Source organism: Duganella sp. Dugasp78 (genome assembly GCF_059491455.1).
In genome coordinates, this window is the sequence record NZ_CP168506.1 from 3392490 (window position 1) to 3415056 (window position 22567).

20 protein-coding genes and 1 tRNA gene are annotated in these 22567 nt (G+C 61.4%); 9 read left to right on the forward strand and 12 right to left on the reverse strand.

Features of this window, described 5'->3' with window-relative positions:
* Nucleotides 1-64 precede the first annotated feature (64 nt).
* Nucleotides 65-583 carry a GNAT family N-acetyltransferase gene (locus tag ACEN9O_RS15025; protein WP_495618316.1) on the reverse strand — a complete coding sequence of 173 codons (519 nt, stop codon included), beginning with the start codon at nucleotides 581-583 and terminating at the stop codon, nucleotides 65-67.
* The gene (locus tag ACEN9O_RS15030) at nucleotides 580-1788 is read right to left on the reverse strand and encodes an MFS transporter (protein WP_495618317.1); all 1209 of its coding nucleotides are present in this window, start codon (nucleotides 1786-1788) and stop codon (nucleotides 580-582) included. Before ACEN9O_RS15030 ends, ACEN9O_RS15025 begins: the two co-directional genes overlap by 4 nt.
* 70 nt (nucleotides 1789-1858) lie before the next feature.
* On the opposite strand from ACEN9O_RS15030, the gene ACEN9O_RS15035 reads away from it, so the two are divergent.
* The 3 genes from ACEN9O_RS15035 to ACEN9O_RS15045 all read left to right on the forward strand — a co-directional run bounded on the left by ACEN9O_RS15035 (nucleotide 1859) and on the right by ACEN9O_RS15045 (nucleotide 7281).
* The gene (locus tag ACEN9O_RS15035) at nucleotides 1859-3088 is read left to right on the forward strand and encodes a citrate synthase family protein (RefSeq protein ID WP_495618318.1); all 1230 of its coding nucleotides are present in this window, start codon (nucleotides 1859-1861) and stop codon (nucleotides 3086-3088) included.
* Nucleotides 3089-3306: 218 nt separating this feature from the next.
* Nucleotides 3307-6360 (forward strand): ligand-binding sensor domain-containing protein, encoded by a 3054-nt coding sequence (locus tag ACEN9O_RS15040; RefSeq protein WP_495618319.1) that lies wholly within the window; start codon nucleotides 3307-3309, stop codon nucleotides 6358-6360.
* Between the two features lie 123 nt (nucleotides 6361-6483).
* Nucleotides 6484-7281: a substrate-binding periplasmic protein gene (locus ACEN9O_RS15045; protein ID WP_495618320.1), complete on the forward strand. Its 798-nt coding sequence runs from the start codon at nucleotides 6484-6486 to the stop codon at nucleotides 7279-7281.
* Between the two features lie 444 nt (nucleotides 7282-7725).
* Here ACEN9O_RS15045 and ACEN9O_RS15050 read toward each other — a convergent pair whose 3' ends face one another.
* From ACEN9O_RS15050 to ACEN9O_RS15085, 8 genes are all read right to left on the reverse strand, one after another.
* Entirely contained in the window at nucleotides 7726-9096 is a 1371-nt protein-coding gene (locus ACEN9O_RS15050; protein ID WP_495618321.1) for a hypothetical protein, read from the reverse strand.
* A 167-nt stretch (nucleotides 9097-9263) separates the two neighbouring features.
* Nucleotides 9264-10202 carry an HNH endonuclease gene (locus tag ACEN9O_RS15055; RefSeq protein WP_495618322.1) on the reverse strand — a complete coding sequence of 313 codons (939 nt, stop codon included), beginning with the start codon at nucleotides 10200-10202 and terminating at the stop codon, nucleotides 9264-9266.
* Nucleotides 10199-11206: a DUF4917 family protein gene (locus tag ACEN9O_RS15060; protein ID WP_495618323.1), complete on the reverse strand. Its 1008-nt coding sequence runs from the start codon at nucleotides 11204-11206 to the stop codon at nucleotides 10199-10201. The genes ACEN9O_RS15055 and ACEN9O_RS15060 overlap by 4 nt, the downstream gene beginning before the upstream one ends.
* Before the next feature lie 72 nt (nucleotides 11207-11278).
* Complete coding sequence (locus ACEN9O_RS15065) at nucleotides 11279-12019, reverse strand: endonuclease NucS domain-containing protein (RefSeq protein ID WP_495618324.1); 741 nt, start codon at nucleotides 12017-12019, stop codon at nucleotides 11279-11281.
* Between the two features lie 248 nt (nucleotides 12020-12267).
* Nucleotides 12268-12343: transfer RNA gene (locus ACEN9O_RS15070), tRNA-Lys, on the reverse strand.
* A 72-nt stretch (nucleotides 12344-12415) separates the two neighbouring features.
* Complete coding sequence (gene tfpB / locus ACEN9O_RS15075) at nucleotides 12416-14230, reverse strand: type IV pilus assembly ATPase TfpB (protein ID WP_495618325.1); 1815 nt, start codon at nucleotides 14228-14230, stop codon at nucleotides 12416-12418.
* 54 nt (nucleotides 14231-14284) lie between these two features.
* Nucleotides 14285-15073 carry a spermine/spermidine synthase domain-containing protein gene (locus ACEN9O_RS15080; protein WP_495618326.1) on the reverse strand — a complete coding sequence of 263 codons (789 nt, stop codon included), beginning with the start codon at nucleotides 15071-15073 and terminating at the stop codon, nucleotides 14285-14287.
* 118 nt (nucleotides 15074-15191) lie between these two features.
* A complete protein-coding gene (locus ACEN9O_RS15085; RefSeq protein WP_495618327.1) occupies nucleotides 15192-15710 on the reverse strand; it encodes a glycine zipper 2TM domain-containing protein in 519 nt (172 codons plus the stop codon).
* A gap of 437 nt (nucleotides 15711-16147) precedes the next feature.
* Here ACEN9O_RS15085 and ACEN9O_RS15090 point away from each other — a divergent pair, with 437 nt between their 5' ends.
* The 6 genes from ACEN9O_RS15090 to ACEN9O_RS15115 all read left to right on the forward strand — a co-directional run bounded on the left by ACEN9O_RS15090 (nucleotide 16148) and on the right by ACEN9O_RS15115 (nucleotide 21957).
* Nucleotides 16148-16546 carry a barstar family protein gene (locus tag ACEN9O_RS15090; protein WP_495618328.1) on the forward strand — a complete coding sequence of 133 codons (399 nt, stop codon included), beginning with the start codon at nucleotides 16148-16150 and terminating at the stop codon, nucleotides 16544-16546.
* A 124-nt stretch (nucleotides 16547-16670) separates the two neighbouring features.
* Entirely contained in the window at nucleotides 16671-17282 is a 612-nt protein-coding gene (gene purN, locus ACEN9O_RS15095; RefSeq protein ID WP_020701515.1) for a phosphoribosylglycinamide formyltransferase, read from the forward strand.
* Nucleotides 17283-17300: 18 nt separating this feature from the next.
* Entirely contained in the window at nucleotides 17301-18605 is a 1305-nt protein-coding gene (locus ACEN9O_RS15100; RefSeq protein WP_495618329.1) for an RsmB/NOP family class I SAM-dependent RNA methyltransferase, read from the forward strand.
* Between the two features lie 85 nt (nucleotides 18606-18690).
* Nucleotides 18691-20070 carry a mechanosensitive ion channel family protein gene (locus ACEN9O_RS15105; protein WP_495618330.1) on the forward strand — a complete coding sequence of 460 codons (1380 nt, stop codon included), beginning with the start codon at nucleotides 18691-18693 and terminating at the stop codon, nucleotides 20068-20070.
* 111 nt (nucleotides 20071-20181) lie between these two features.
* A complete protein-coding gene (locus tag ACEN9O_RS15110; RefSeq protein WP_495618331.1) occupies nucleotides 20182-21384 on the forward strand; it encodes a DesA family fatty acid desaturase in 1203 nt (400 codons plus the stop codon).
* Between the two features lie 63 nt (nucleotides 21385-21447).
* Entirely contained in the window at nucleotides 21448-21957 is a 510-nt protein-coding gene (locus ACEN9O_RS15115) for a hypothetical protein (protein ID WP_495618332.1), read from the forward strand.
* Between the two features lie 58 nt (nucleotides 21958-22015).
* Here the strand turns inward: ACEN9O_RS15115 and rpmG are convergent, their stop codons facing one another.
* Complete coding sequence (gene rpmG / locus ACEN9O_RS15120) at nucleotides 22016-22183, reverse strand: 50S ribosomal protein L33 (RefSeq protein ID WP_008451489.1); 168 nt, start codon at nucleotides 22181-22183, stop codon at nucleotides 22016-22018.
* Between the two features lie 13 nt (nucleotides 22184-22196).
* Nucleotides 22197-22433 (reverse strand): 50S ribosomal protein L28, encoded by a 237-nt coding sequence (gene rpmB, locus ACEN9O_RS15125; protein ID WP_008451488.1) that lies wholly within the window; start codon nucleotides 22431-22433, stop codon nucleotides 22197-22199.
* Nucleotides 22434-22567 lie beyond the last annotated feature (134 nt).

The following is a 22567-nucleotide window of genomic DNA, read 5'->3' on the forward strand; positions in this document are numbered from 1 at the left end:
TCTCTCCCCATGTCGCATTGAGCACTGTTTGATGACAAGCTTACACCAGTATCGGCCTGTCGTCTCATGGGCATGTGCGGACAAAGCGATGGCCGTCGCGCGGCCTGCCGGCGATGACATCCATGCCGGTCTGGCGCGCGTCCTGGACAAAGCCGCATTTGTTCAGGACGCGGGCCGAGGCGAGATTGTCGTCGGCGACGTAGGCCAGCACGCAGCGCAAACGCCATTGCTGGTCCGCCAGCGCGATCAGGTGGCGCACCGCGCGCGTGGCCAGGCCCTGTCCCGTGTGGTCGCTGGCGATGCGATAGCCGGCTTCCGCGCTGCCGGCCTGGCGGTCGATGTCCTTCAGGTTGGCGCGTCCGACGATGCGGCCTGGCCCGTCCAGGATGACGCAGGGATGCCAGGTGCCGCCGGCGTAGCCGTCCAGGTATTGTTCGATATGGCGCCGCACGCCTTGCGGCGTATAGAACTCCTGCGCGCGCGGCGCGATGTGCTGCTCGAACCATGCGCGGTTCTCCAGTTCGAATTGCAGCAGCGGCGCGGCGTCTTCCGCCTGCAGGTTTCTGATGGTGATGTCGTTCATGCGGCCTCCAAAAAATCTGTTGAACTGGCAACCCGTCCCGCGCAGGCCAGCGTGGCCATGCCCGCCGCCGTCAGTGCCGGGACGATGCCGTAGCGCGTGGCCAGCAGTCCCCACGCCGCGCTGCCGGCGGTCTGGCCGGCGGCGATCGCCAGGATGTGCACCGACAGCGTTCTGGCGCGCACCGCGTCGGGGAAGGCTTTCTGCGCGGCGCCGTTGAGCGTGGTGACGATGGCCGACCACGCCACGCCGCCGCCCAGCACCATCAGCAAACGCAGCGGCTGCGAGGCGGCCTGGCCGATGGTGGCCAGCATGGCGCCATACACGCCCAGGCCGCCGGCCAGCACCATCCGTCTGCTGACGCGGCGGCGCACGGCTGGCAGCACGCCGGCGGCCAGCACCGCGCCGGCGCCCAGCGCGCCCATCAACGATCCGTAGGTGGCGGCGTCGGGATGCAGCAGCGGCAGCAGCGCCGCGAACGCCGCCGACACAAAGAAGATGCCCATCGCATGCAGCAGCAGCGAACGATAGCGGGGCGAGGCGCCGCTGATGCGCAGCGCGCTGCCCATGCTGTGGCGGCGGACGGCGGGCGTCGCCGCGCGCGGCCGTTCCGCCGAACGCCATTGCCGATAGATCCACAGCAGCGCGCTGAAGGACAGCGCGTTAAACCAATACAGCGGACCGGCGCCCGCCAGCTGGAACAGCACGGCGCCCAGGGCCGGCCCGGCCAGCGCCGCCAGGTTGTAGCTCAGGTTGTTCAGTGTGGCGGCCGCTTCCACTTCCTGCGGCGGCACCAGCGAGGACATAGAGGCCTGCCACGCCGGCATCGTGAACGCCAGGCCGGCGCCCATGGCAAAGGTCAGCAGCAGCAAGGCGGGCACCGGCTGCCTGCCGCCCTGGGACAGCAGCGCCATCGCGACGGCGGCCAGCGCCATCACGGCGTTGGTGCGGAACAGCAGCGTGGGGCGGTGCAGCGTGTCGGCCAGCGCGCCGGCGGGCAGGGCGAACAGCAGCATCGGCGCCCAGGTCGCGGTCTGCACCAGCGCCGTCAGCTGCGGCGAATGCGACAGCGAGGCGATCTGCCACGCCGCCGCAAAGGCCTGCATCCGGCTGCCCAGGTTGGACAGCAGATTGGCCAGCCACAGCTGACGGAAGCGCGCGTGGCGCAAGGGCTGGAAAATGGCGGCGGCGTAGGGAGGCGATTGCATGATTGCAGTCTAAAAGCGCGCCGGCGGGCGGGTCAATCTTGATTCCTGCAATCGACATTACAATATGCGCATGAACCAAGACCTGTCCGCATCCGAGGCGGCGCGCATCCTCGGCGTCAGCCTCGCCACCTTGTACTCGTATGTCAGCCGGGGGCTGCTGACCTCCGCCAGCGCGCAGTCGGAGCGCCGCAAGCGCTATCCGCACGACGAGGTGCTGCGGCTGGCCGCGCGCAAGGCCGACGGCAAGCGCGGCGGCCACACGGGGCCCGCCGCGATGAGCTGGGGCACGCCGGTGCTGGAGACGCGCATCTCCGGCATCGCCGACGGCCGCCTGCACTATCGCGGCCACGACGTGCTGGCGCTGGCCGCCGGCGCCACGCTGGAGCAGGCGGCTTGCCTGCTATGGGACGACGGCGGCATCGACTACTTCGCCGCGGCCGACGCCGCGCACGCGCGGTTCGCCGCGGACGTTGCGGCGGCCATCGACAGCACGCGCGCCATGCCGCCGCTGGAAGCGGCCATGTGCATGCTGCCCGTGTGCGCGCAGTCGCTCTCCGCGCGCGACGATTTCGTCGCCGGCGCCGCCTTGATGCGCATGCTGGCCGCGTTGTTGCTGAAGCGCGCGCCATCGACGCAGCCGCTGCACCTGCAAGTGGCGCAGGCATGGCAGGCCGATGCCGCGCAAGCCGAGTGGATACGTGCGGCGCTGGTGCTGCTGGCCGACCATGAATTGAACGCCTCGGCCTTCACCGTGCGCTGCGTGGCGTCGACCGGCGCCGGCCAGCCCGCCACGCTCGGCGCCGGCCTGGCCGCCTTGTCCGGCCCCCAGCACGGCGGCGGCAGCACCGTGATCCGCGCCATGCTGCAAGCGGCGCTTGCATCGGACAGCATCGAATCCGGCATCGCCGCCTGGCTCGACAGACGCGATCCCGACATGGTCGGTTTCTCGCACCCCCTGTACCCGCAAGGCGATCCGCGCGGCGCCTGCCTGCTGGGCCGCATGTCGGCGTGGCCGCAGGCCGGCGCCGTGCTGGCGATCGGCGAGCGCGTCGCCGCGCGGCTGGGCATGCCGGCCAACGCCGACTTCGCGCTGTCGGCCATGAGTCTGGTCTGCGGCTGGCCGCCGGCGGCTGGGGAAATCCTGTTCGCGCTGGCCCGTTCCGCCGGCTGGATCGCGCACGCTGCCGAGCAGGTCGCCACCGGCAGCATGATCCGTCCCCGCGCCCGGTATGTGGGCAGCTACCGGCCTGATGAGGGCGCCGCGCCACGTATCGGGAAAACGGCCTCTGATACAATGTAGCGGACCAAACAGATGGCGTCGGGCGCATGGCTGACGTGCACCACCATGTGGGAAAAAAATTGAACACTGCCAAGTCACGCCATGTGACCGCAACCCGGGGCTGGCCATCTCGCTGGCGGCGGCCGCTGCTGTTCCTGCTGGGTGTCCAGGCCTCCCTGGCGGGTGCCCAGCATCTCTCCGAACCGCAGTTCGTTCAGACGCTCGCGAACAACAGCATTGTGGACGGGGTGGTCTCCGCGCTGGCGCAGGACGCCCAGGGGTATATCTGGGCCGGCGGCCCAACCGGCGTGGCGCGCTATGACGCCTATCAATTCGTCAGATTCCCGCTCAAGGAGCATGTCGGCGACGCCGAGCTCATCAGTTTCGTCTCGGCGATCGCGGCCGGGCGCGACGGACGAGTGTGGCTGGGCGTGCCCTCGGTCGGGCTGGCGGGGCTGGACCCGCGCAGTGGGCGCTCGGTGTTTTACCGTCACGATCCGAAGCACCCGCAATCGTTAGCCCAGGGCGCGGTCCGTACCATCATTGCCGACGGCGCCGATGGTTTCTGGATCGGCACCGAGGGCGGCGGGCTGGATCACTTCGACCCGTCCACGGGCCGGTTCGCGCATGTGCGCGCCGACGACGACGCCCAGCCGGGCAACAACATCGCGGCCCTGCTGCTCGACCGCCGCGGCGACCTGTGGGTGGGCAGCGAGAAGGGACTGGTGCGCAAGGCGCGCGCGGCCGACCGCTACCTGCCGGTGCTGCGCGATCCGCAGGATCAGGCAAGGCTGGCGCGTCTGGTGGTGTCCAAACTGCGGGAGGACCGCGCCGGCCGCCTGTGGGTCGGCACCGTGAGCGGCGAGCTGTTGATTGTGGACCCGGCGTCCGGACGGGCCACGTGGCTGCCCGATGGCGAGGCCGCGCCGGGCAGCGCGGTCCACGCCATCGAGGAAACCGATGGCAACCAGATGTGGATAGGGCGGACCAACGGGATAGAAATCCGGGCGGCCGACAGCGGCGCGGTGCAGCAGCGGATACGGCACATCGCCAGACGGATCGGCGCGCTGGCGGCGCCGATCGTGCAGGGCATCGTGCGCGACCGCTCGGGTGTGCTGTTTGTCGGCACCTACGGCGGTGGCGTGCAGCGCTATGTGCCGCCGCTGCCGGGCATTGCCGTGCACCGGCCTGCGCTCGACGATCCATCGGACGGCATCGTCACGCGCGGCATCGTTGAAACGCGCAACGGCGAAATCTGGCTGGGGCGCGCCGAGTTCGGCGTTTCCGTGCTGGACCAGACCTTGCGGCGCACCGGCAACCTGACACTGCCCGCCCAGCCGGCAAGAGGCAGCGCGCCCGACGAGCAGGTGCTCAGCCTCGCGCAGGGGCGCGACGGGCATGTCTGGACCGGCACTGGCACCGGCGTGTACGAATTCGACGAGGGCCACCGCTTCATACGGCGTTTCGACGTCGCCGGCGGCATCCGGCGGATGCTGGCCGACCGCGATGGCGTGTTATGGATCGCCACCCCGAATGGATTGCTGCGCAAAGCCGCGGACGCGAGCGCGCCGGCGCCGGTGATGCTGGCGGGCGGCGGCGCCATGCGCGGCATCGTCGACGCCGTGGCGCAGGACCCCGCGGGGCGCGTGTGGGCCGGTACTGCCGCCGGCGTGTTCCGCGTCGACGCCGCCAGCGGCACGGCGCACCAGCTGGCGGCGGCGCCGCAACCGGCCGATGGCCACTACGCCGTGAAAGGCCTGCTGGCCGACGCCGACGGGCTCTGGATCGACTCCGACGGCGGGCGCTATCGCGTCGACCGGATTGAGGGCGACACGGCGCGCTACACACTGGCCATCGACAGCAAGGGGCCGGGCGGGCATCCCATCGGCGCCAATTTACTGCGCGACCGGGCCGGGCGGATATGGACCCAGCGCGGCATGTACGATCCCGCCTCCGGGCGTTACGACGAATTGAGCTTTGCCGACGGGGTCGACATCGGCACCGGCTGGTTCCGCTCGTACGCCCAACTGCGCGACGGGCGCATGCTGTTCGGCGGCTCGTCCGGCTTGCTGGTGGTGGAGCCGGATAAATACGCGGTCTGGTCGTATCGTCCGCCGGTGTTGCTGACCGCGCTGTCGGTCGGCGCGCGGCAGGTGGCGCTTCCCGCGTCGGGCGGGATCACCGTGGCACCGCCGCAGCGGTCGTTCCGCGCCGAGTTCACCGCGCTTGACTACAGCGCCCCCGAGCGCAACCGCTATCGCTACCGGCTGCAGGGATATGATCCCGTCTGGCGCGAAACGGACGCCAACCTGCGCGTGGCCAGCTACGACAACTTGCCGCCGGGCGCATACACGCTGCAGGTGCAGGGCAGCAACCGCAACGGCGTATGGAGCGATACGCAGGCGTCGCTGGCGGTGACGGTGTTGCCGGCCTGGTGGGAAACGTGGTGGGCCAGGCTGGGCATGCTGGCGCTGGCCGGCGCCGCGATGATGGGCGTGGTGCAGTGGCGCACGCTGCGCCTGCGTCGCGGCAAGGAAGAACTGGAATCGCGCATCGCCGAGCGCACCGCGGAGCTGCAGGAAATGGCGGCCGCGCTGGCGGCCAAGTCGCAGGCGCTGGAAATGGCGAGCTTGACCGATCCGCTGACCGGCTTGCACAACCGCCGCTTCCTTGACGAGCGCATCGACGCGGACATCGCGCTGTCTGTCCGCCACCATGAGGACTGCCTGCGCCGGCCCAAGGCCTCAAGCGAGGAGGCCGATCTGATCTTCTTCCTGATCGATATCGATCATTTCAAACAGGTCAATGACCGCTACGGGCACGGCGGGGGCGATGCTGTGCTCAGCCAGATGCGCCACCGCTTGCGCGGCATCTTCCGCGAGAGCGATTATGTGATTCGCTGGGGCGGCGAGGAATTCCTGGTGGTGGCGCGCGGCACCCGGCGCGACCGCGCTGCGGAATTGGCGGAGCGTGCGCGCGCGGCGGTGGCCGACGAGCCCTTCGTGCTGCCGGACGGCCGCCTGCTGCCGAATACCTGCTCGGTCGGTTATGCGTGTTTCCCGCTCTCCAGCCGGCTCCCCCGTGCGCTGGACTGGCAGGCTGTCAGGGAGGTGGCGGATGCGGCGCTGTATCTGGTGAAGCACAGCGGCCGCAATGGCTGGTGCGGGGTGATGGAGCTGGACGTCCCGGATGAGGACGCGCTGCGCCGTTTACTGCAGCAGCCTTTGACGGCATGGGACGAGTCGGGCGGCGCCGCCGTTCAACGCTCCTGGCGCACACCGGCAAGCCTCTGAAGAGGGCTTGATCACAGAGCCCGGCGGCGGCTTCGTCAAAACCAGGCCGGGGAGTATGAATTTCATTTTACTTGGTGTAAGGTAATTGATTCCTACACCGTCCTTTTTTTTGGGGGAGGCCACATGTCATGCCATCGTGCCCCACAGTTGCGAGCGCAACTGGGCGAATGGCTGTTCTTTCCGATCATGCTAGCCATCGCTGGCGCGCTGGGCTTTGATGCGCGCGCACAGGCATCGGCAATGCCGGAAGTGATTGTCGGCATGGGGCTGCCCAAGCCACCCTACATCATGGAATCGGCTACCGCGGGCCTCGATTACGACATTGCCAAGCGGGCCATGGAGGCCGGCGGCTACAAGATGGTGGGCCGGAGTTTGCCACAGACGCGGGCATTGGCAATGCTGCGTGTCGGCCAGCTCGACGGCATGCTGTCGACGACAGAAGGGATCGGTGGCCAGGATTTCTTCACCGACCCTTACATTGTTTACCAAAACGTCGCGACCACGCTCACCAGCCGGCACCTGGTGCTTCGGCAGATTGAGGACTTGTCCGGCTATTCGGTGGTGGCATTCCAGAACGCCAGCATGGTGCTGGGCGAGCGTTTCAGCGTGGCCGTAAACGGCCATGCGGATTACCGGGAGGTGCCATCCCAGATCACGCAAAACAAGCTGCTCTTTACCGGCAGGGTCGATGTGGTGGTGGGGGACCGTTTGATCTTTCACTACTTCAGCAACAAGCTCGATCCGCAGATCGATGGCACGAAGGCGGTGACCTACCACAGGATCTTTCCGGAAAGCCCGCGCAAGGCAGTGTTTCGCGATGCGCGCGTGCGCGACGCCTTCAATGCCGGCCTGAAGATCATACGCGCCAACGGTACGTATGATGCGATCATGGCCCAATACATCGGCGCAGCACGGCCCTGAAAGGCACGCAAAAAAGGCCTACGCGCCGGAGCGGGTAAGCCTCAATTGGTACTGCTGAATTCGGTGGTAGGCCGTGCGGGATTCGAACCTGCGACCAACGGATTAAAAGTCCTCGATGCTATCGGAAAGTAACCCATATACAGTCTGGATTTCCGAAAAAACGTGGGGAATATTTTCTCCTATTCTTCCTCTTTCTTGGCCCGGCAGTTCCATTTGTTGCCGCGGAATATTCCCCCAAAAATCGTTGTTTCGGCCGGCCTGCCAGGGCAGTCCGACGATCGCATGCCAAGTTCCGCGTCCGACTCCATTCTGAGCGAGGTGGCCTGCCTACACCGGCTTTTGGACGTGCGATTTGACTGTGTTCCGGTTCGCGCCGGTCAACGTCAAACCAAGGGAAAGTCCGATAAATTGGTAAAGGCCCCCCAATGCCTTAGAACACGTGAATCAAGGCTGCCCTTGAATCGGCATGAGAACTGAAAGTGGAAGGTTGGATGGTGCGTTCGTTAGCCCAAATGCTTTTACCTCAATAGGGCTAGCCGGCTTGGTGCCGACTGTTGGTTTAAAAGAGAAGGTACAGATGTTTCCGATCCATTTAGCCGAGACAGCGCCTGGGTTTACTCCGTTGACCACGGAAGCAGTCCATGGAAGGTTGCAGATATTTTCGTTGAAGTCTGCAAATGATGCTTCAAAGTGATCTCTAACCCAGCCAGGATTTAGCGACGCTGGGTCGCTAGTGGCAGCGCCTCTGACCAGGTCGATGCTGTCCTGCAGAACCTGCCCATATGAGCGAACCGGACTATCTTGAGCATTGGACTCGTCGAGGACATACGTGTTGTAACCAGAAAATGTCAGTTGACGCGCAAGCGTGCCAGTGGCTGACGTTGACCCTTGGAATGTGACGACCCCAAGACCTGCGGTCGCGTTGGCGGATGTCGTAGCTTGCCCCTGCATGGAAGATGTTCCAGAATTGGACGCCCAAAGCAATTTATACTCTTGAGCAACGATAATAGGCAACGTCAGAGGTGCTGTTGCATAAGCAATGTCCACCTCGTTTGCAATGGAATAGAGAATATCCAGACGCGCACGATTGCTCAGTTTGTTTCCCTGCGAAGTGTTGTTTGGAAAAAACGCCGCAATTACGGGAGAAAAAACTGTGGCTTTTGCAATGAGCATGGCTTTGGAAGTCTTGAGAGCTTCATTGGCTGAACCCTTGAAATCTCCGAGGCCGCCAAACCCCGACACACCTAGAGACAACGCTGCGCTAAAGTAACCAGAACAGTCCATCGTATAGACGGTAGAGTTAATTCCTTGGTCAACCAACACCAAAGGATTCGTACCAATGTAGCTTGCTGAGCCTTTCAAACGTGCTGCAGTCGGAGGGGCTCCGGCAGAGTGCGCGAAGGATACGGTGTTTAGCACAGCGGCGGCTGACGTTTCCCTGATCGCTCTGAATGTAGGTAGATTTTTTTTATCAGGGAAGAGCAGGTTGTCCAAGTCTTCTGGTATGTAACCATCGGGATAATCTTTGTTGAGCTTTGACTTAATTTTTTCCGGTAGAGGGCACCCGTTGTTGGCGAAGACCGCCTGAATCTCTTGGCGCAGAGTTTTGCCAGAATTAGGCATAACTTCATCGTTGATAAACGCGGATTTTATCTGTGCTTCGAATCGACCGGGTTTGGACTCAACGAGCAATTTTTCAAAAGTGGATAATTGCGGCACAGTAGGAGCAGCAAATACTGGCGCTGAAAAGATTATGGAAAATGCCAGGGTTGTTGGTATGACTCGGGTAGAGGGAGAACTATTGAGAGGCTTCAATTGATACTCCATTTAAGTGGGGTTATTGTATTTTTGCTACTGGAAATATTAACCGAAAAAACCCTAAAACCCAAGCGAATATTTTTAAATTTGCAAGCTATGATAAAACTTTACAACACCTGTCAGGTATGCCTATATCGCGACAGATGCGTGGCGTTTCCCGGACATTAGGGATGGATTTGCGGAGGCAGATCGCCGACTTGGGCATTGATTGCCCCGCTAATCTCAGCCACAGAGTAGGGGGGTATTCTGCTATGAACGACATGGTGACAACTAGCGCACAATGGTATCAAGTCGTGTAGTGGATCTACTTCATATACCTCGCCAATTGTTGAAAGTGGCGTGATATGATGAACATGGATAAGATCAGAACCTATAGCGCCGTACTTGTCCTCGTAATTTAAACCGCATGCGTTGCAGGTAGGCCCGTAGTGCTCGATGCATAGCCGTCGGGCCGTACTATTTCGCTCGTATGTAGTCAGCTCAACAGTCCTTGCGCCTCCCTCAGTTAGGGGAATATTTTCTATTGAACCAATTGTTTGTTGTGGCGTTACCGAAGATGGCGGGAGTATGCCATTCACAAACTCACCGGCCACTCCCGTGACGTTGGCATTCCATACGCCCCATTCGCCAATAGAAAGAGTGGACTTCGGTGGGGAACGATGTAGGCGCGATGCCATCTCGCCAGTTGCTGGATCTCGCCACATTTCCCGGATGTTAGTATTTCGTTCGTGAAAATACGCAGCCGGCCACTCCCCCAATTGATAAATCCAAGACTTGCCTTTTGCATAACATCTGCGCGAGATCTCCAAACACTCTTGGTCTGACGGAACTGCGACGGAAATATGAAATGGTTGCGTAGTTTGATCGGGAGGCGGAATTAGGTACGCGTAATTTTTAGTTTGCTTTACAAGTGTCCAACCTCTTCTCGGAAGAATGACACTAAGCGTGAGCGCTGCGCCGAATCGATATACCATCGGCCCATATTTCTTTGGTGCCTTGCCTTCCGGAATAATTTCAATTCTTTGGATCGACCAACCTGGTGGAGTGTGACTCTTAGCGGCTGGCTCATCCAATTCAAAATCCTCCTGAGCATCTATTTTCATTTCATTTCCTCTTCCGGCAATGCGGCGTTATTCCAACATCCTGGGCTGCGTGAATCGAAGAATCTGATGTCCGCTATGTCGATTGCATGAAGTTGTTCTTCGATCCTTTGTGCGTATGCTTGATCTGCGCCCCAAACGGAAACGGCAACTCGTTGACAGCGTGCGCGTCTGATCTGTTCCAGCAGATGTCTTTCTTGTTCGCCAATTCCCCATCCATATATGACCAATGAAGTGCCCAGATCGGGTAGAACTTCACGATAGACGCGCTGTAGATAGGATGAGCTTTGGATGGCGTCCTTCTTGTGGCTTGCTGTGCCTTCGCAAACGAAGAGCGGCACAGTATCACCACTGTCCCATTCATTTAAAATGGTCTCTAGCAGTGCCGCCCCTCCGGCGGTGATCTTGCTCTCAATCTCGCCGCGTGTTCTTGTAAGCGCTAGATTGCCGTGCGGATAAAAGTAGAGTGTGGATCCGCCTGCGGCTCCCCAGGGCGCACGCAAACGCTTCCAGTCCTCTGTAAATGACCCTGCATTGAAGCAGTCTTTGAACCAATTTGGTTTCCAGTGACGGCCATACATCGCTGCCCAATAGACGACCAGATCATAGTTTAGTGACACCACGGTCTTAAACCCGCTCATGAACTCGAAGATTGGGCGCAGATGCGGCAGGGCGTTGTCGTAGGTCACATGGACGCTGCGGACAGTTGCAATTAAGGCGGTACGAACTTGGCTGTATGCGGCCTCAACCTCGCCCCCCGGAATTCCTAGCGCTTGGTTGACAAGCTTGGCTTGCCAGAGGCGACGCAATACCAATTCAAAATCGTTTTCGTTGAACGCTGCAAATACTGCGGCAACATCCGCAGTAAGGTGGCCTTGTGTTCGCGCAGCTTCGAACAGTGACGCATATTGAAATCCATTGTGAACGGCTATGCTCGCCCCGTTTCCTAGTAGCAGCCCATCCGAAAAATCTGCTTGCAAATCTGCCCACTGAACAATATCTGGCACGAAACGTCTCCCGTTTGCTTGATTAAGAATGGGGTGCTACAACTTCGGCTATTTGTTGCCCGCCTGTGCCGGTTAGTTGTGTCCGTCCGAAAACGTAAATCTAACGCTGTACTTGCGAAGAATGAGATTCGGCACCATGCGGGCCGCCGCTCTTGCTTTTCCATCGAAGTCCGAAGCCACCAAGATGCCGCGCACTTTTCCGCTATCCTCTTCTGTCGCAATGTCTCCCATGTAGCTGAGAATCTGTCCGACTGCCTCACGGCCCGCACGTCCGGCTTTAAGTTCGATGACGACCGCTACACCTGCCGCATCACGGGCCATGATATCGATGAAACCAGAGTCGACTGAGCGCTCTGCTCCATCGTCAATGATCGAGATACCCTGCTCAAGCTGATGAATCTCTACTCTCAAAGCGGCTTGCATATCGCGCTCCAAGCCGATCCGCTGGCCATTTTTTTCGTCAGCGATTGAAGGGCTATCAACTCTTGCAGTTGGGAGCGCTGATGCCACTTTCTGAAGGCCTGGAGAGTCCCCGAACTTCAAATACCTTTTGATCGCATCTCGATATGAAGATAGGTTCTTGAGAATGACACCCTCAATGGGAATTTTGCTGGGGTTGGGGCGATTGTTGCGCTCGTCATCTTTCGAGTAACGCATAGCTGCCAGGAGGCTTTCCATGCGATCCATAGCGAAATGCTCGTCTAGGTTGCCGTAGTGCTCTTCGACGCGTGCTGTACGGTACAGTTGAGCGTTAATGGTGTTGGTTTCGTACTTCTGCCCCTCTAGCCATTGGCGGTAGACTTCCTTTTGCATGGAAAAGCTCCTCAGCAATTTTTGGTTGGGACAATGTACCGCAATCTCGGGATGGGAAGGCGTATGGCCGAGAACTTTTTAGTACCTGAGTGACCTGAGCTGGTGAAGCGACTGAACTTGATCGGGAGGTGGGCTGGGACGAGTCGGGTGAGAAAATATTCCCCAATTGAGGAATATTTTTCATATGCAGACACAAAAAAGGGCTTCGCGCCGAAGCGGGAAACCCTGTTCTGTACTGCTAAAATTCGTGGTAGGCCGTGCGGGATTCGAACCTGCGACCAACGGATTAAAAGTCCGCTGCTCTACCAGCTGAGCTAACGACCCCCGAAAGAGGCCGTATTATATACAGCCTTGCGCAAACTGCAAAGGGTTTTGTGAAAACAATTTATTCACTTCTCACTTCATCCCCAGCGCCGCCGTCACCTTCAGCACCTCGTCCGCCGTGGTCACGCCTTCCTGCACCTTCATCGCGCCGGCGATGCGCAGCGGCTTCATGCCGTCGGCCACGCTCTGGCGGCGCAGCGCCTGGATGTCGGTCTGCTCGCGCACCATGTCGCTGAAGCCCTCGGTCACCGTCAGCAGCTCGTAGATGCCGGTGCGGCCGCGATAGCCGGTCTGCCGGCATTCGGGACAGCCCACCGGCCGATACACCTTGCTCGGCTTGGGCAAGTCCCAGGCCCCGCCTATGCTTTGCCAGATGTCGTCGGTCAGTTCGCCGTCGTCCTTCTTGCACTCGGTGCACAGCGTGCGCACCAGGCGCTGCGCCATGATGCCGATCAGGGTGGCCTCCAGCAGGTAGTAGGGCACGCCCAGCTCCAGCAGGCGCATCACGGCCGATGGCGCGTCGTTGGTGTGCAGCGTGGACAGCACCAGGTGGCCGGTCAGCGCGGCCTGGATCGCCATCTCGGCGGTGGCCAGGTCGCGGATCTCGCCGACCATGATGATGTCCGGGTCCTGCCGCATCAGCGCGCGCACGCCGTCGGCGAACGACAGCTCGATGCCCGGCTGCACCTGCATCTGGTTGAAGGCCGGCTCCACCATCTCGATCGGGTCTTCCACCGTGCAGACGTTGACCTCCGACGTCGCCAGCGCCTTCAGCGTGGTGTACAAGGTGGTGGTCTTGCCGGAGCCGGTCGGCCCGGTCACCAGGATGATACCGTGCGGGCGCGCGGTCAGCGCATCCCAGCGCTGCGCGTCGTCGGCGGGGAAGCCCAGCTCCGGCAGGGTCTTGACCACCACGTCGGGATCGAAGATGCGCATCACCAGTTTTTCGCCGAAGGCGGTCGGCAAGGTCGACAGGCGCAGTTCGATTTCCTGGCCGCCGGCGGTGCGGGTCTTGATGCGGCCGTCCTGGGGGCGGCGCTTTTCGATCACGTCCATGCGACCCAGCAGCTTGATGCGCGCGGTCATCGCGATCATCACCACCGCCGGCACCTGGTACACCTGGTGCAGCACGCCGTCGATGCGGAAGCGGATCGCCGCCATGTCGCGCTTGGGTTCCAGGTGGATGTCCGAGGCGCGCTGTTCGAACGCGTACTGCCACAGCCAGTCGACGATGTTGATCACGTGCTGGTCGTTGGCGTCGACCTGCTTGTTGGTCTTGCCCATCTCGACCAGTTGCTCGAAGTTGTTGCGCAGCGCGAGATCGTTGGTGTTGTTCTTGTTGGCCTTCTTGATCGACTTGGCCAGGCTGAAGAACTGCGTGGTGTATTGCGCGATGTCGAGCGGGTTGGCGATCACGCGGCGTATCGTGCGGCGCGAGATCTTGGCGATCTCCGCTTCCCACTCGATGGCGTAGGGATCGGCGGTGGCCACCACCAGCGTGTCGCCGTTCAGCTCCAGCGGCAGGATGTTGAAGCGCGCCGCGTAGCTGGCCGACATGACGTCGGCCACGCGGGTGAAGTCGATCTTCAGCGGATCGATGCGGGTGAAGGCCAGGCCGGTGCGCGCCGCCAGCCATTCGCACAGCGCGTCCAGGGTCAGCAGCTTGTGCGGCGGCTGCGCCGACAGCAGCTTGCCATGCGCCACCGCGCACAGCGGATGCATGGGGCCGATGGCGTTCTTCAGGATGCCCTGGCTCTGCGCGTAGAGCTCCTTGACTTCGGCCTTGCGTATCATGCCGTCGGCCAGCAGCCAGGTGTAGATCTGTTGCAGATCGAGCGGCGCCGGTTTGCCGGCGGGACTGATGCTAGGTGCGGACGTTGCGGACATCGTGCCACTTTCAAAAGTCGGCAGCGGAACGGCCCGCTGCCGCATTAGCCCTGTTTACTTCGCTGCGATGCCCTTGACCCAGGTCTTGGCCGGCAGCTTGGTGTCGGCGGTGATCTGCGCGGCACGCGCGGCCAGCGCCTCCAGGTCGATCGCGCGCTTGCGCTTGAAGGCGATCGCCACCACGTTACCATCATGTACCTGCGGCAGGCAAATGACTTGCTCGAACGCGAACTTGATGGCCTTGATGTTGCGCGTATAGCTGGGATGGTCGCCGAACAGGTTGACTGTCATGATGCCGTCGTCGGTCAGGCAGGCGTTGCCGGACTGGTAGAACTCGGCGCTGTCGAGCACCGGGCCGCGCGCGGTGGCGTCGTACAGGTCCGCCTGCAGCACGTCCAGCGTGCCGGCGTTGGCTGGGTCGTTGACGTAGTCGAGGGCGTCCATCTCCACCACGTTCAGGCGCTCGTCGTTGTCCGGCAGCTTGAACATCGAGGCGCAGATGGCGATCACCGAGGGGTTCAGCTCGACCGCCGTGACGGCGGCGTCGGGGAAGGTGGTGTAGCAGTATTTGGTCAGCGTGGCCGTGCCCAGGCCCAGCTGGGCGATCCGCGCCGGCTTTTCCAGCCACAGCATCCAGGCCATCATCTGCTGCGCGTATTCCAGCTCGGGCCAGTTCGGCTTGCGGATGCGCATCGCGCCCTGCACCCATTCCGTGCCGAAGTGCAGGTAGCGCACGCCGTCCTGCTCCGACAGCGTCACCGGTGCGTACTTGGGCTTGCGGGCGGGCGGCGAGGCCGGACGGGAGGATTCTACTTGTTCGATGGATTTTCGTTTGATCAGCATGGCGTGGGGCGGGCGACAGGGGTGAAGCAGCATTATCCCGCGATGCCTTGCAGCAAAGCAAGCCTGAAAACGACACTGCCGGTCATCGGACCGGCAGTGCTGGGGGAGAGGCGGGAGATTAACGCTGCATCGGTTCCACGACCACGCGCAGGCGCACGCGCTCGCCCGGATCGTAGGACATCACGCTGGTGTAGTTGCGGCCGCGATAGTCGTAGGTGACTTCATAGCCGGAGGTGCGCGATTCCCAGTGGTCGACGGTGCGGCACTGTTTCACTTGCTGTTCCTGGGTGCCGCCGCTGGACGGGGTGTTGGCGTTGTCGATGCGGTCGCCTGCAACGGCGCCGGCGATGGCGCCTGCCGCGGTCGCCACCGAGCGGCCGGTGCCGCCGCCAACCTGGTTACCGGCCAGACCGCCGATCAGGCCGCCGATGATGGCGCCGCCCACGCCGCGCTGAGGCGCCGGCTGCTGGACCTGGACGTATTCGGTGCGGCATTCCTGGCGCGGACGGTTGATCTGTTCCACTTGCGGGGTCACACGAACGACGCGGCCGAAATCTTCAAAATCGGCAGCTTGGGCGGCGAAGGGCAGGGCGCCTACGCAAAGTACGGATGCGATCAGTTTGGCTTGCAAGTTCATTTGGTACCTCGTTTCAGTTTGGATGTCTTATCAGGGATTCTGATATTGCATGGTTTGTATGGTAATCCCGTAAGCTGGCAGCAACTAGTGCTAAACAGGTATCTGTGGCAACAAATTGTAACAGTGGTCACGAAACGGCGTCGTGGGGCCAAAAGAGGGAATTGTGCCGATTTGACCCCTAAAATCCTCGCAAAATGTTCTGTTTTTAACAAATATTGCGTGGGTCATCACATTCGTATTGATCTGAGAGGAACAACACGTTACCCTAATATGCGTATGGGATTCGAGAAACATATTGAATCAGCCATGGCGAACGCAGACCAGTTCGCCGTGTAAAGTGGACAGGTGCTCAAATTATTTACTCTTTAATTCACAAAATAGGCACGCTCGACAGTAAAGTGGACACACCGTACATACCAGGTCAAATTGAGGGAAACATGAGTTTGCTAATGACCGTGCCGCCCAACCTCGTGCAATCGATCCGCGCCTTCCGCGTAGTCGAACTGCAGGAAGAAGCGGCCCGCCTGGGACATCACTTCCTGTACGCGCATTGCATCGCCGGCGCGACCAAGCAGCAAGTCCTGGGCATCATTGCGGAATCGTTCCTGTTCCCCAAGGGTATAGGCAAGAATTTCGATGGTTTGCGGACGACATTGACCGAAACCATGGCCGGCGCCGGCACCCAGAGTGGTTTCCTGGTGGTGCTGGAGCAATTGCCCAATACCCAGAAATTTGACAAGGAAGCACGGGAAACCCTGCTGGATGTCTTCCGCGACGCTGCCGATTACTGGGCCGACAAGAAAGTCCCGTTCCGGGTATTTTACTCCTTCGAGTAAGCCGGCATCCCCTCCCGCGCCTGCGTTGGAGCGGCGCTTCTGCGCCCCGTGGCGTCCTGCTGCATTGCAACAATTCTTGTTCAGTTGTAGTCCCGACTGCCTGAACAAGGTACAATGTCGGCCTATGAAAAACATCGTCATCCTGATTTCCGGTCGCGGCAGCAATATGGAAGCGGTGGTCCGCGCGGCGCAAGCCGAGCGCTGGCCCGCCCGGATTGCCGCCGTCATCAGCAACCGCGCCGACGCCTCCGGGCTGGTATTCGCTGCTGAACATGGAATCCCGACGGCCATCGTTGCTAATAAAGACTACGCCAGCCGCGCCGAGTTCGACGCCGCCCTGCAAACCGTGATCGACGGCTTCGCCCCCGATCTGGTGGTGCTGGCAGGTTTCATGCGGATTTTGACGGAGCAGTTTGTCGCGCATTACGCCGGCCGCATGCTCAACATCCATCCATCGCTGCTGCCGCTGTTCCCCGGCCTGGCGACCCATGCGCAGGCGCTGGCCGCCGGCGTGGCAGAGCATGGCGCGACGGTGCATTTCGTGACAGCCGAACTCGATCACGGGCCGATGGTGGCGCAAGCCGCCGTGCCCGTGTTGCCCGACGATACGGTTGAAACCCTGTCCGCCCGCGTGCTGCAGCAGGAGCATGTGATTTACCCGCGGGCGATACGCTGGTTCGTAGAAGGCAGGCTGACGATAGCGCAGGGCGCGGTCCACGTGGACCATACAAAGTAAAACTAACCAAGGAATTCCATGAGATTGCCACCAGCGATACTCGCCAACGCCGAAGAAGTGTTGCGCGAGATTTTGCGCTTTGCCGCGCCGGCCGACACCACCCTGTCGCGCTATTTCAAAGACCACCATCGCCTGGGCGGCCGTGAGCGCGGCGCCATCGCCGAGTGCATCTACAACGTGCTGCGCAACAAATCGTTTTATACCGATTTCTCCGAGGCGGGCGGCGGCGCCACCATGCGCCGCCTGACCTTGCTGGGCATGGCGGACGCGGTCGGCGTCGAATCGCTGGGCGGCCTGACCGAGGAGGAAGTGTCGTGGGTCGAGCGCATCCTGCAGATCGACCGCAAGGTGATGCACAAGTCGAGCCGCTCGAACATGCCGAAGTGGCTGTTCGACAAACTGGTCGAGCAGATGGGCGAAGAGGAAACGCTGGCGCTGGCCGACGGCATGAACTCGCCCGCGCCGCTGGACCTGCGCGTCAACGCCATGAAGGCCACCCGCGACGAGGTCGCCGCCAAGCTGCTGGAAGCGCCGATCCGCAGCACGCCGACCCCGTTCGCACCGCTGGGCCTGCGCGTGACGCAAAAGCCTGCGCTGCAAAACCTGCCGCTGTTCAAGGAAGGCCATATCGAAGTGCAGGACGAAGGCAGCCAGATCCTGTCGGCCATCGTCGGCGCCAAGCGTGGCGAGATGGTGGTGGACTTCTGCGCCGGCGCCGGCGGCAAGACGCTGGCACTGGGCGCGACCATGCGCAACACCGGCCGCCTGTACGCCTTCGACGTCTCCGAGAAGCGCCTGGCCAAGCTGAAGCCGCGCCTGGCGCGCAGCGGCCTGTCCAACGTGCATCCGGTGCAGATCGCGCACGAGCGCGACGCCAAGATCAAGCGTCTGGCCGGCAAGATCGACCGCGTGCTGGTCGACGCGCCTTGCTCGGGCCTGGGCACCCTGCGCCGCAATCCCGACGTCAAATGGCGCCAGCAGCCAAGCGCGATCGGCGAACTGCAGGTCAAGCAGGCCGCCATCCTGGCCGGCGCCGCGCGCCTGTTGAAGGGCGGCGGCCGCCTGGTCTACGCCACGTGCAGCTTCCTGGACGACGAGAACGACTTCATCGCCAAGCAGTTCCTGGAGACGCATCCGGACTTCGAGCTGGTGCCGATGAACAAGGTGCTGGCCGAACAGCGCATCGAGCTGGAGATGGGCGACTATCTGAAGCTGCTGCCGCACAAGCATCAGACCGACGGCTTCTTCGCCGCCGTGTTCGAGCGCAAGCCGATGGCCAAGAAAGTCATCGTCAAGGATGAAGAGGAAGCCGCCGACGAGTGATCGGCCGCACGACTCATCGCAAAAGGCCGGGTTTCCGGCCTTTTTTACGTTAATCTACACACCTCAGCCATTACGCCCTCCACCCATGTCACAACAACCGCCCCTGCTTAATCTGATCGACGACCTGACCGGCGACCTGCAAGATCCCAGCCGGCTGTGGCAGCTTGCCGCCATCGTCGGCTCCGTGGTCCTGGGCTGGGGCCTGGCGCGGCTGCTGAAGAAGCGCTTCGGCCGCCAGGAAGTGCATAGCGGCGTACTTGGCTTCGGGGTGGAAAGTTTCGGCCGCGTGATGGCACCGCTGGCCGTGGTCTGCCTGCTGGCGCTGTCGCGCGTGGCGCTGTCCAAGTATCAATTCCACGTCAACCTGATCAAGGTGGCGCTGCCCATCTTCGGTTCGCTGGTGGTGATCCGCTTCGCGGTCTACCTGCTGCGCCGTGTGTTTGCGCGGCACGGCCAGATCAGCGCCACCATGCTGGCGTTCGAGAAGGTGTTCCAGCTGCTGGTGTGGCTGGCCTTCGTGCTGTACATCACCGGCCTGTACCAGGAGGTGTTCGACTTCATGGACGACACCATCCTGCCGCTGGGTAAATACAAGGTGTCGCTGGCTGACATTCTGCAGGCGACCGTGTCGGTGATCCTGCTGCTGATGCTGGCGATGTGGGCCGGCGCCGCGCTGGAAGAGCAGCTGATGAAGGTGCAGGGCATGCACACCAATCTGCGCGTGGTGGTGGCGCGCACGGCGCGGGCCTTGCTGATCCTGGTGGCGGTGCTGATGAGCCTGTCGCTGGTGGGGATCGACCTGACTGTGCTGTCGGTGTTCGGCGGCGCGCTGGGCGTCGGCCTGGGCTTGGGCTTGCAGAAGATCGCCAGCAACTACGTGTCCGGCTTCGTGATCCTGCTGGACCGCAGTCTGACCATCGGCGACATGATCACGGTCGATAAATACAGCGGCCGTGTGACGCAGATCAACACCCGTTACACCGTGCTGCAGGGCCTGGACGGCGTCGAGTCCATCGTGCCGAACGAGATGCTGGTGTCGGGCGCGGTGCAGAATTCCTCGCTGTCGAGCAGCATGCTGAACATCTCGACCAAGGTGTCGGTGGCGTACGACACCGATGTCGACATGGTGCTCAAGCTGCTGGAAGAGGCCGCCTTGACGGTGGAGCGGGTGCAGAAGGAAGACAAGCTGCCGTCGGCGCAGTTGCTGAGCTTTGGCGCGGACGGCCTGGATTTGCAGGTGAATTTCTGGATCAACGATCCGCAAAACGGCCGCGGCGGCGTGACCTCGGATGTCAACCGCGCGATCTGGCGCGCGCTGAAGGCCGCCAACATTTCCGTGCCGTTCCCGCAGCGGGAAATGCGCATCCTCGGCCCCGTGCCGGAACAATTGGCCGCCCAGGAAAGCACGACCGTGCCACAGAATTCGTCAGTGACTGCAGGAAATCCTTCCGCTAATCACGTTTAATTCAGCGTACAATAACGTCCAAAAGTAAGACTAGCGGACTTCCTGCGCCTGTTAAAAACGCAATCTTGGCGGAACGACCGCACTGCGAGACACGCCCACTATGGAGTAGTAATGATTTTTAGTTTAAATGCTGTACTGGATTTTTTGTCTAACGGCGTCACCCGACTCACCGCCTGGCAAGTGTTCTTTTATACGCTGGTGGTTACGCACATCACCATCGCCAGCGTCACCATCTATCTGCACCGTCACCAGGCGCACCGCGCGCTGGAGCTGCACGCCATCCCTAGCCATTTCTTCCGTTTCTGGCTGTGGCTGACCACCGGCCAGGTGACCAAGGAGTGGGCGTCGATCCACCGCAAGCACCACGCCAAGTGCGACACCGAGGAAGATCCGCACAGCCCGGTCACGCGCGGCATCAAGAAGGTGTTCTGGGAAGGCGCCGAGCTGTATCGCGCCGAATCGAAGAACCTGGAAACCATGGAAAAGTATGGCCATGGCACGCCGGACGACTGGATTGAGCGCAACCTGTACACCCGCTTCAGCTGGCAGGGCGTGGCGTCGCTGCTGGTGATCAACGTCATGCTGTTTGGCGTGATCGGCATCACCGTATGGGCCGTGCAGATGATGTGGATCCCCGTCACGGCGGCCGGCATCATCAACGGCATTGGCCACTACTGGGGCTACCGCAACTACGATTGCTCCGACGCGGCAACCAACATCATCCCGTTCGGCATCCTGATTGGCGGCGAGGAATTGCACAACAACCACCACACCTTCGCCACCTCGGCCAAGCTGTCGTCGAAGTGGTATGAGTTCGACATCGGCTGGGGCTACATCCGCGCGCTGGAAATGATGGGCCTGGCCAAGGTCAAGAAACGCGCACCGGAGCCGAAGTTCGCCAAAGGCAAGATCGAAGCCGACTTCGACACGCTGCAATCGGTCATCGCCAACCGCTACGACGTGATGGCCAAGTACGCCAAATCGGTCAAGCACGCCTGGAAAGAAGAGCTGGAACACCTGAAGGACAAGGCCCAGCTGGAAGCCCGCTTCCTGAAGTCGTCGCGCAAGCTGTTGCAGCGCGAGCCGGGCAAGCTGGAAGCGCCGCAGCAACAGCAGCTGGTGGAACTGTTCCAGCACAGCAAGGCGCTGGAAACCATGCACACCATGCGCGTGGAACTGGGCGTGATCTGGGAGCGTTCGCACTTCACCCGCGACCAGTTGCTGCACAAGCTGCAAGACTGGTGCAACCGCGCGGAAGCGTCGGGCATCAAGTCGCTGCAGGACTTCTCGCTCCGCCTGCGCAGCTACGCATAAGAAAGTATTGATACAATTGAACGGCCCCGATTATCGGGGCCGTTTTTCATTTCAAGGAGCGACATGACATTGCGAACTTACCTGGCGGCCCTGGCGCTGGCCTGGCCGCTGTGCGGCGCGCACGCCGCCGATTGGACGGTGCGCTTCGACGGCGCCGGCCCGCTGAAGATCGGCATGCGTTTCGATGCCGTCAACAAAGTGCTGGGCGATCACATGCAGCGTACGCCCAAAGAGCTGCGTGGTTCGCCGAACTGCTTCCAGCTGGAGCCGGCGCGCCAGCCCGGTTTGCTGCTGATGTTTGTCGGCGACGTGTTGAAGCGGGTGGACGTGATGGAGGAGGGCATCTTATCCGAGCGCGGCATCGGCCTGGGCGACCCGGTGGAGAAGATACGGCAAGTCTACGGCGAGGCGGTGGCATCGGCGCCCCAGGCCTACGACGACAGCGAGCAGACCCTGACCGTCAAGGCCGGCGGCGGGCAGTACGCGATCCGCTTCGACACCAGCAAGGGCAAGGTCGGCGCGATCTATGCCGGCGCCTGGAAGGAAGTGCAGTACATCGAGGGCTGCCTGTAAAAGAAAAAAGCCGCTGAGCTGATGCTGAGCGGCTTTTTTGCGAGAAGCGAAGATCGGATTACTTGATCTTGGTTTCTTTGAACATCACGTGCTTGCGTGCTTTAGGATCGAACTTCATGATCTCCATTTTAGCAGGCGTGGTGCGCTTGTTCTTGGTGGTGGTGTAGAAGAAACCCGTACCTGCGGTCGATTCCAGTTTGATTTTGTCGCGGCCAGTTTTTGCCATGGTAGCTCCCTAATTAGACTTTTTCGCCACGGGCGCGCATGTCGGCCAGTACGGCATCGATGCCGACTTTGTCGATTACGCGCAGACCAGCGTTGGACAGACGCAGGGAGACCCAGCGGTTTTCAGATTCAACAAAAATACGACGGTTCTGCAGGTTAGGCAGGAAACGACGTTTGGTTTTGTTGTTTGCGTGGGAAACATTGTTGCCGACCATCGGCTTCTTCCCAGTAACTTGGCAAACACGTGCCATAACGCACTCCTTAAAAGACATTCCACAATTGGAAAAACAAGAGTATATCCAAAAAACTCAGCTTTTTCAATGACTTGTGAAAAACAATTGTGTCTCGAATATCTAAAAATATTTAACAATTGTGAATTCGCTCG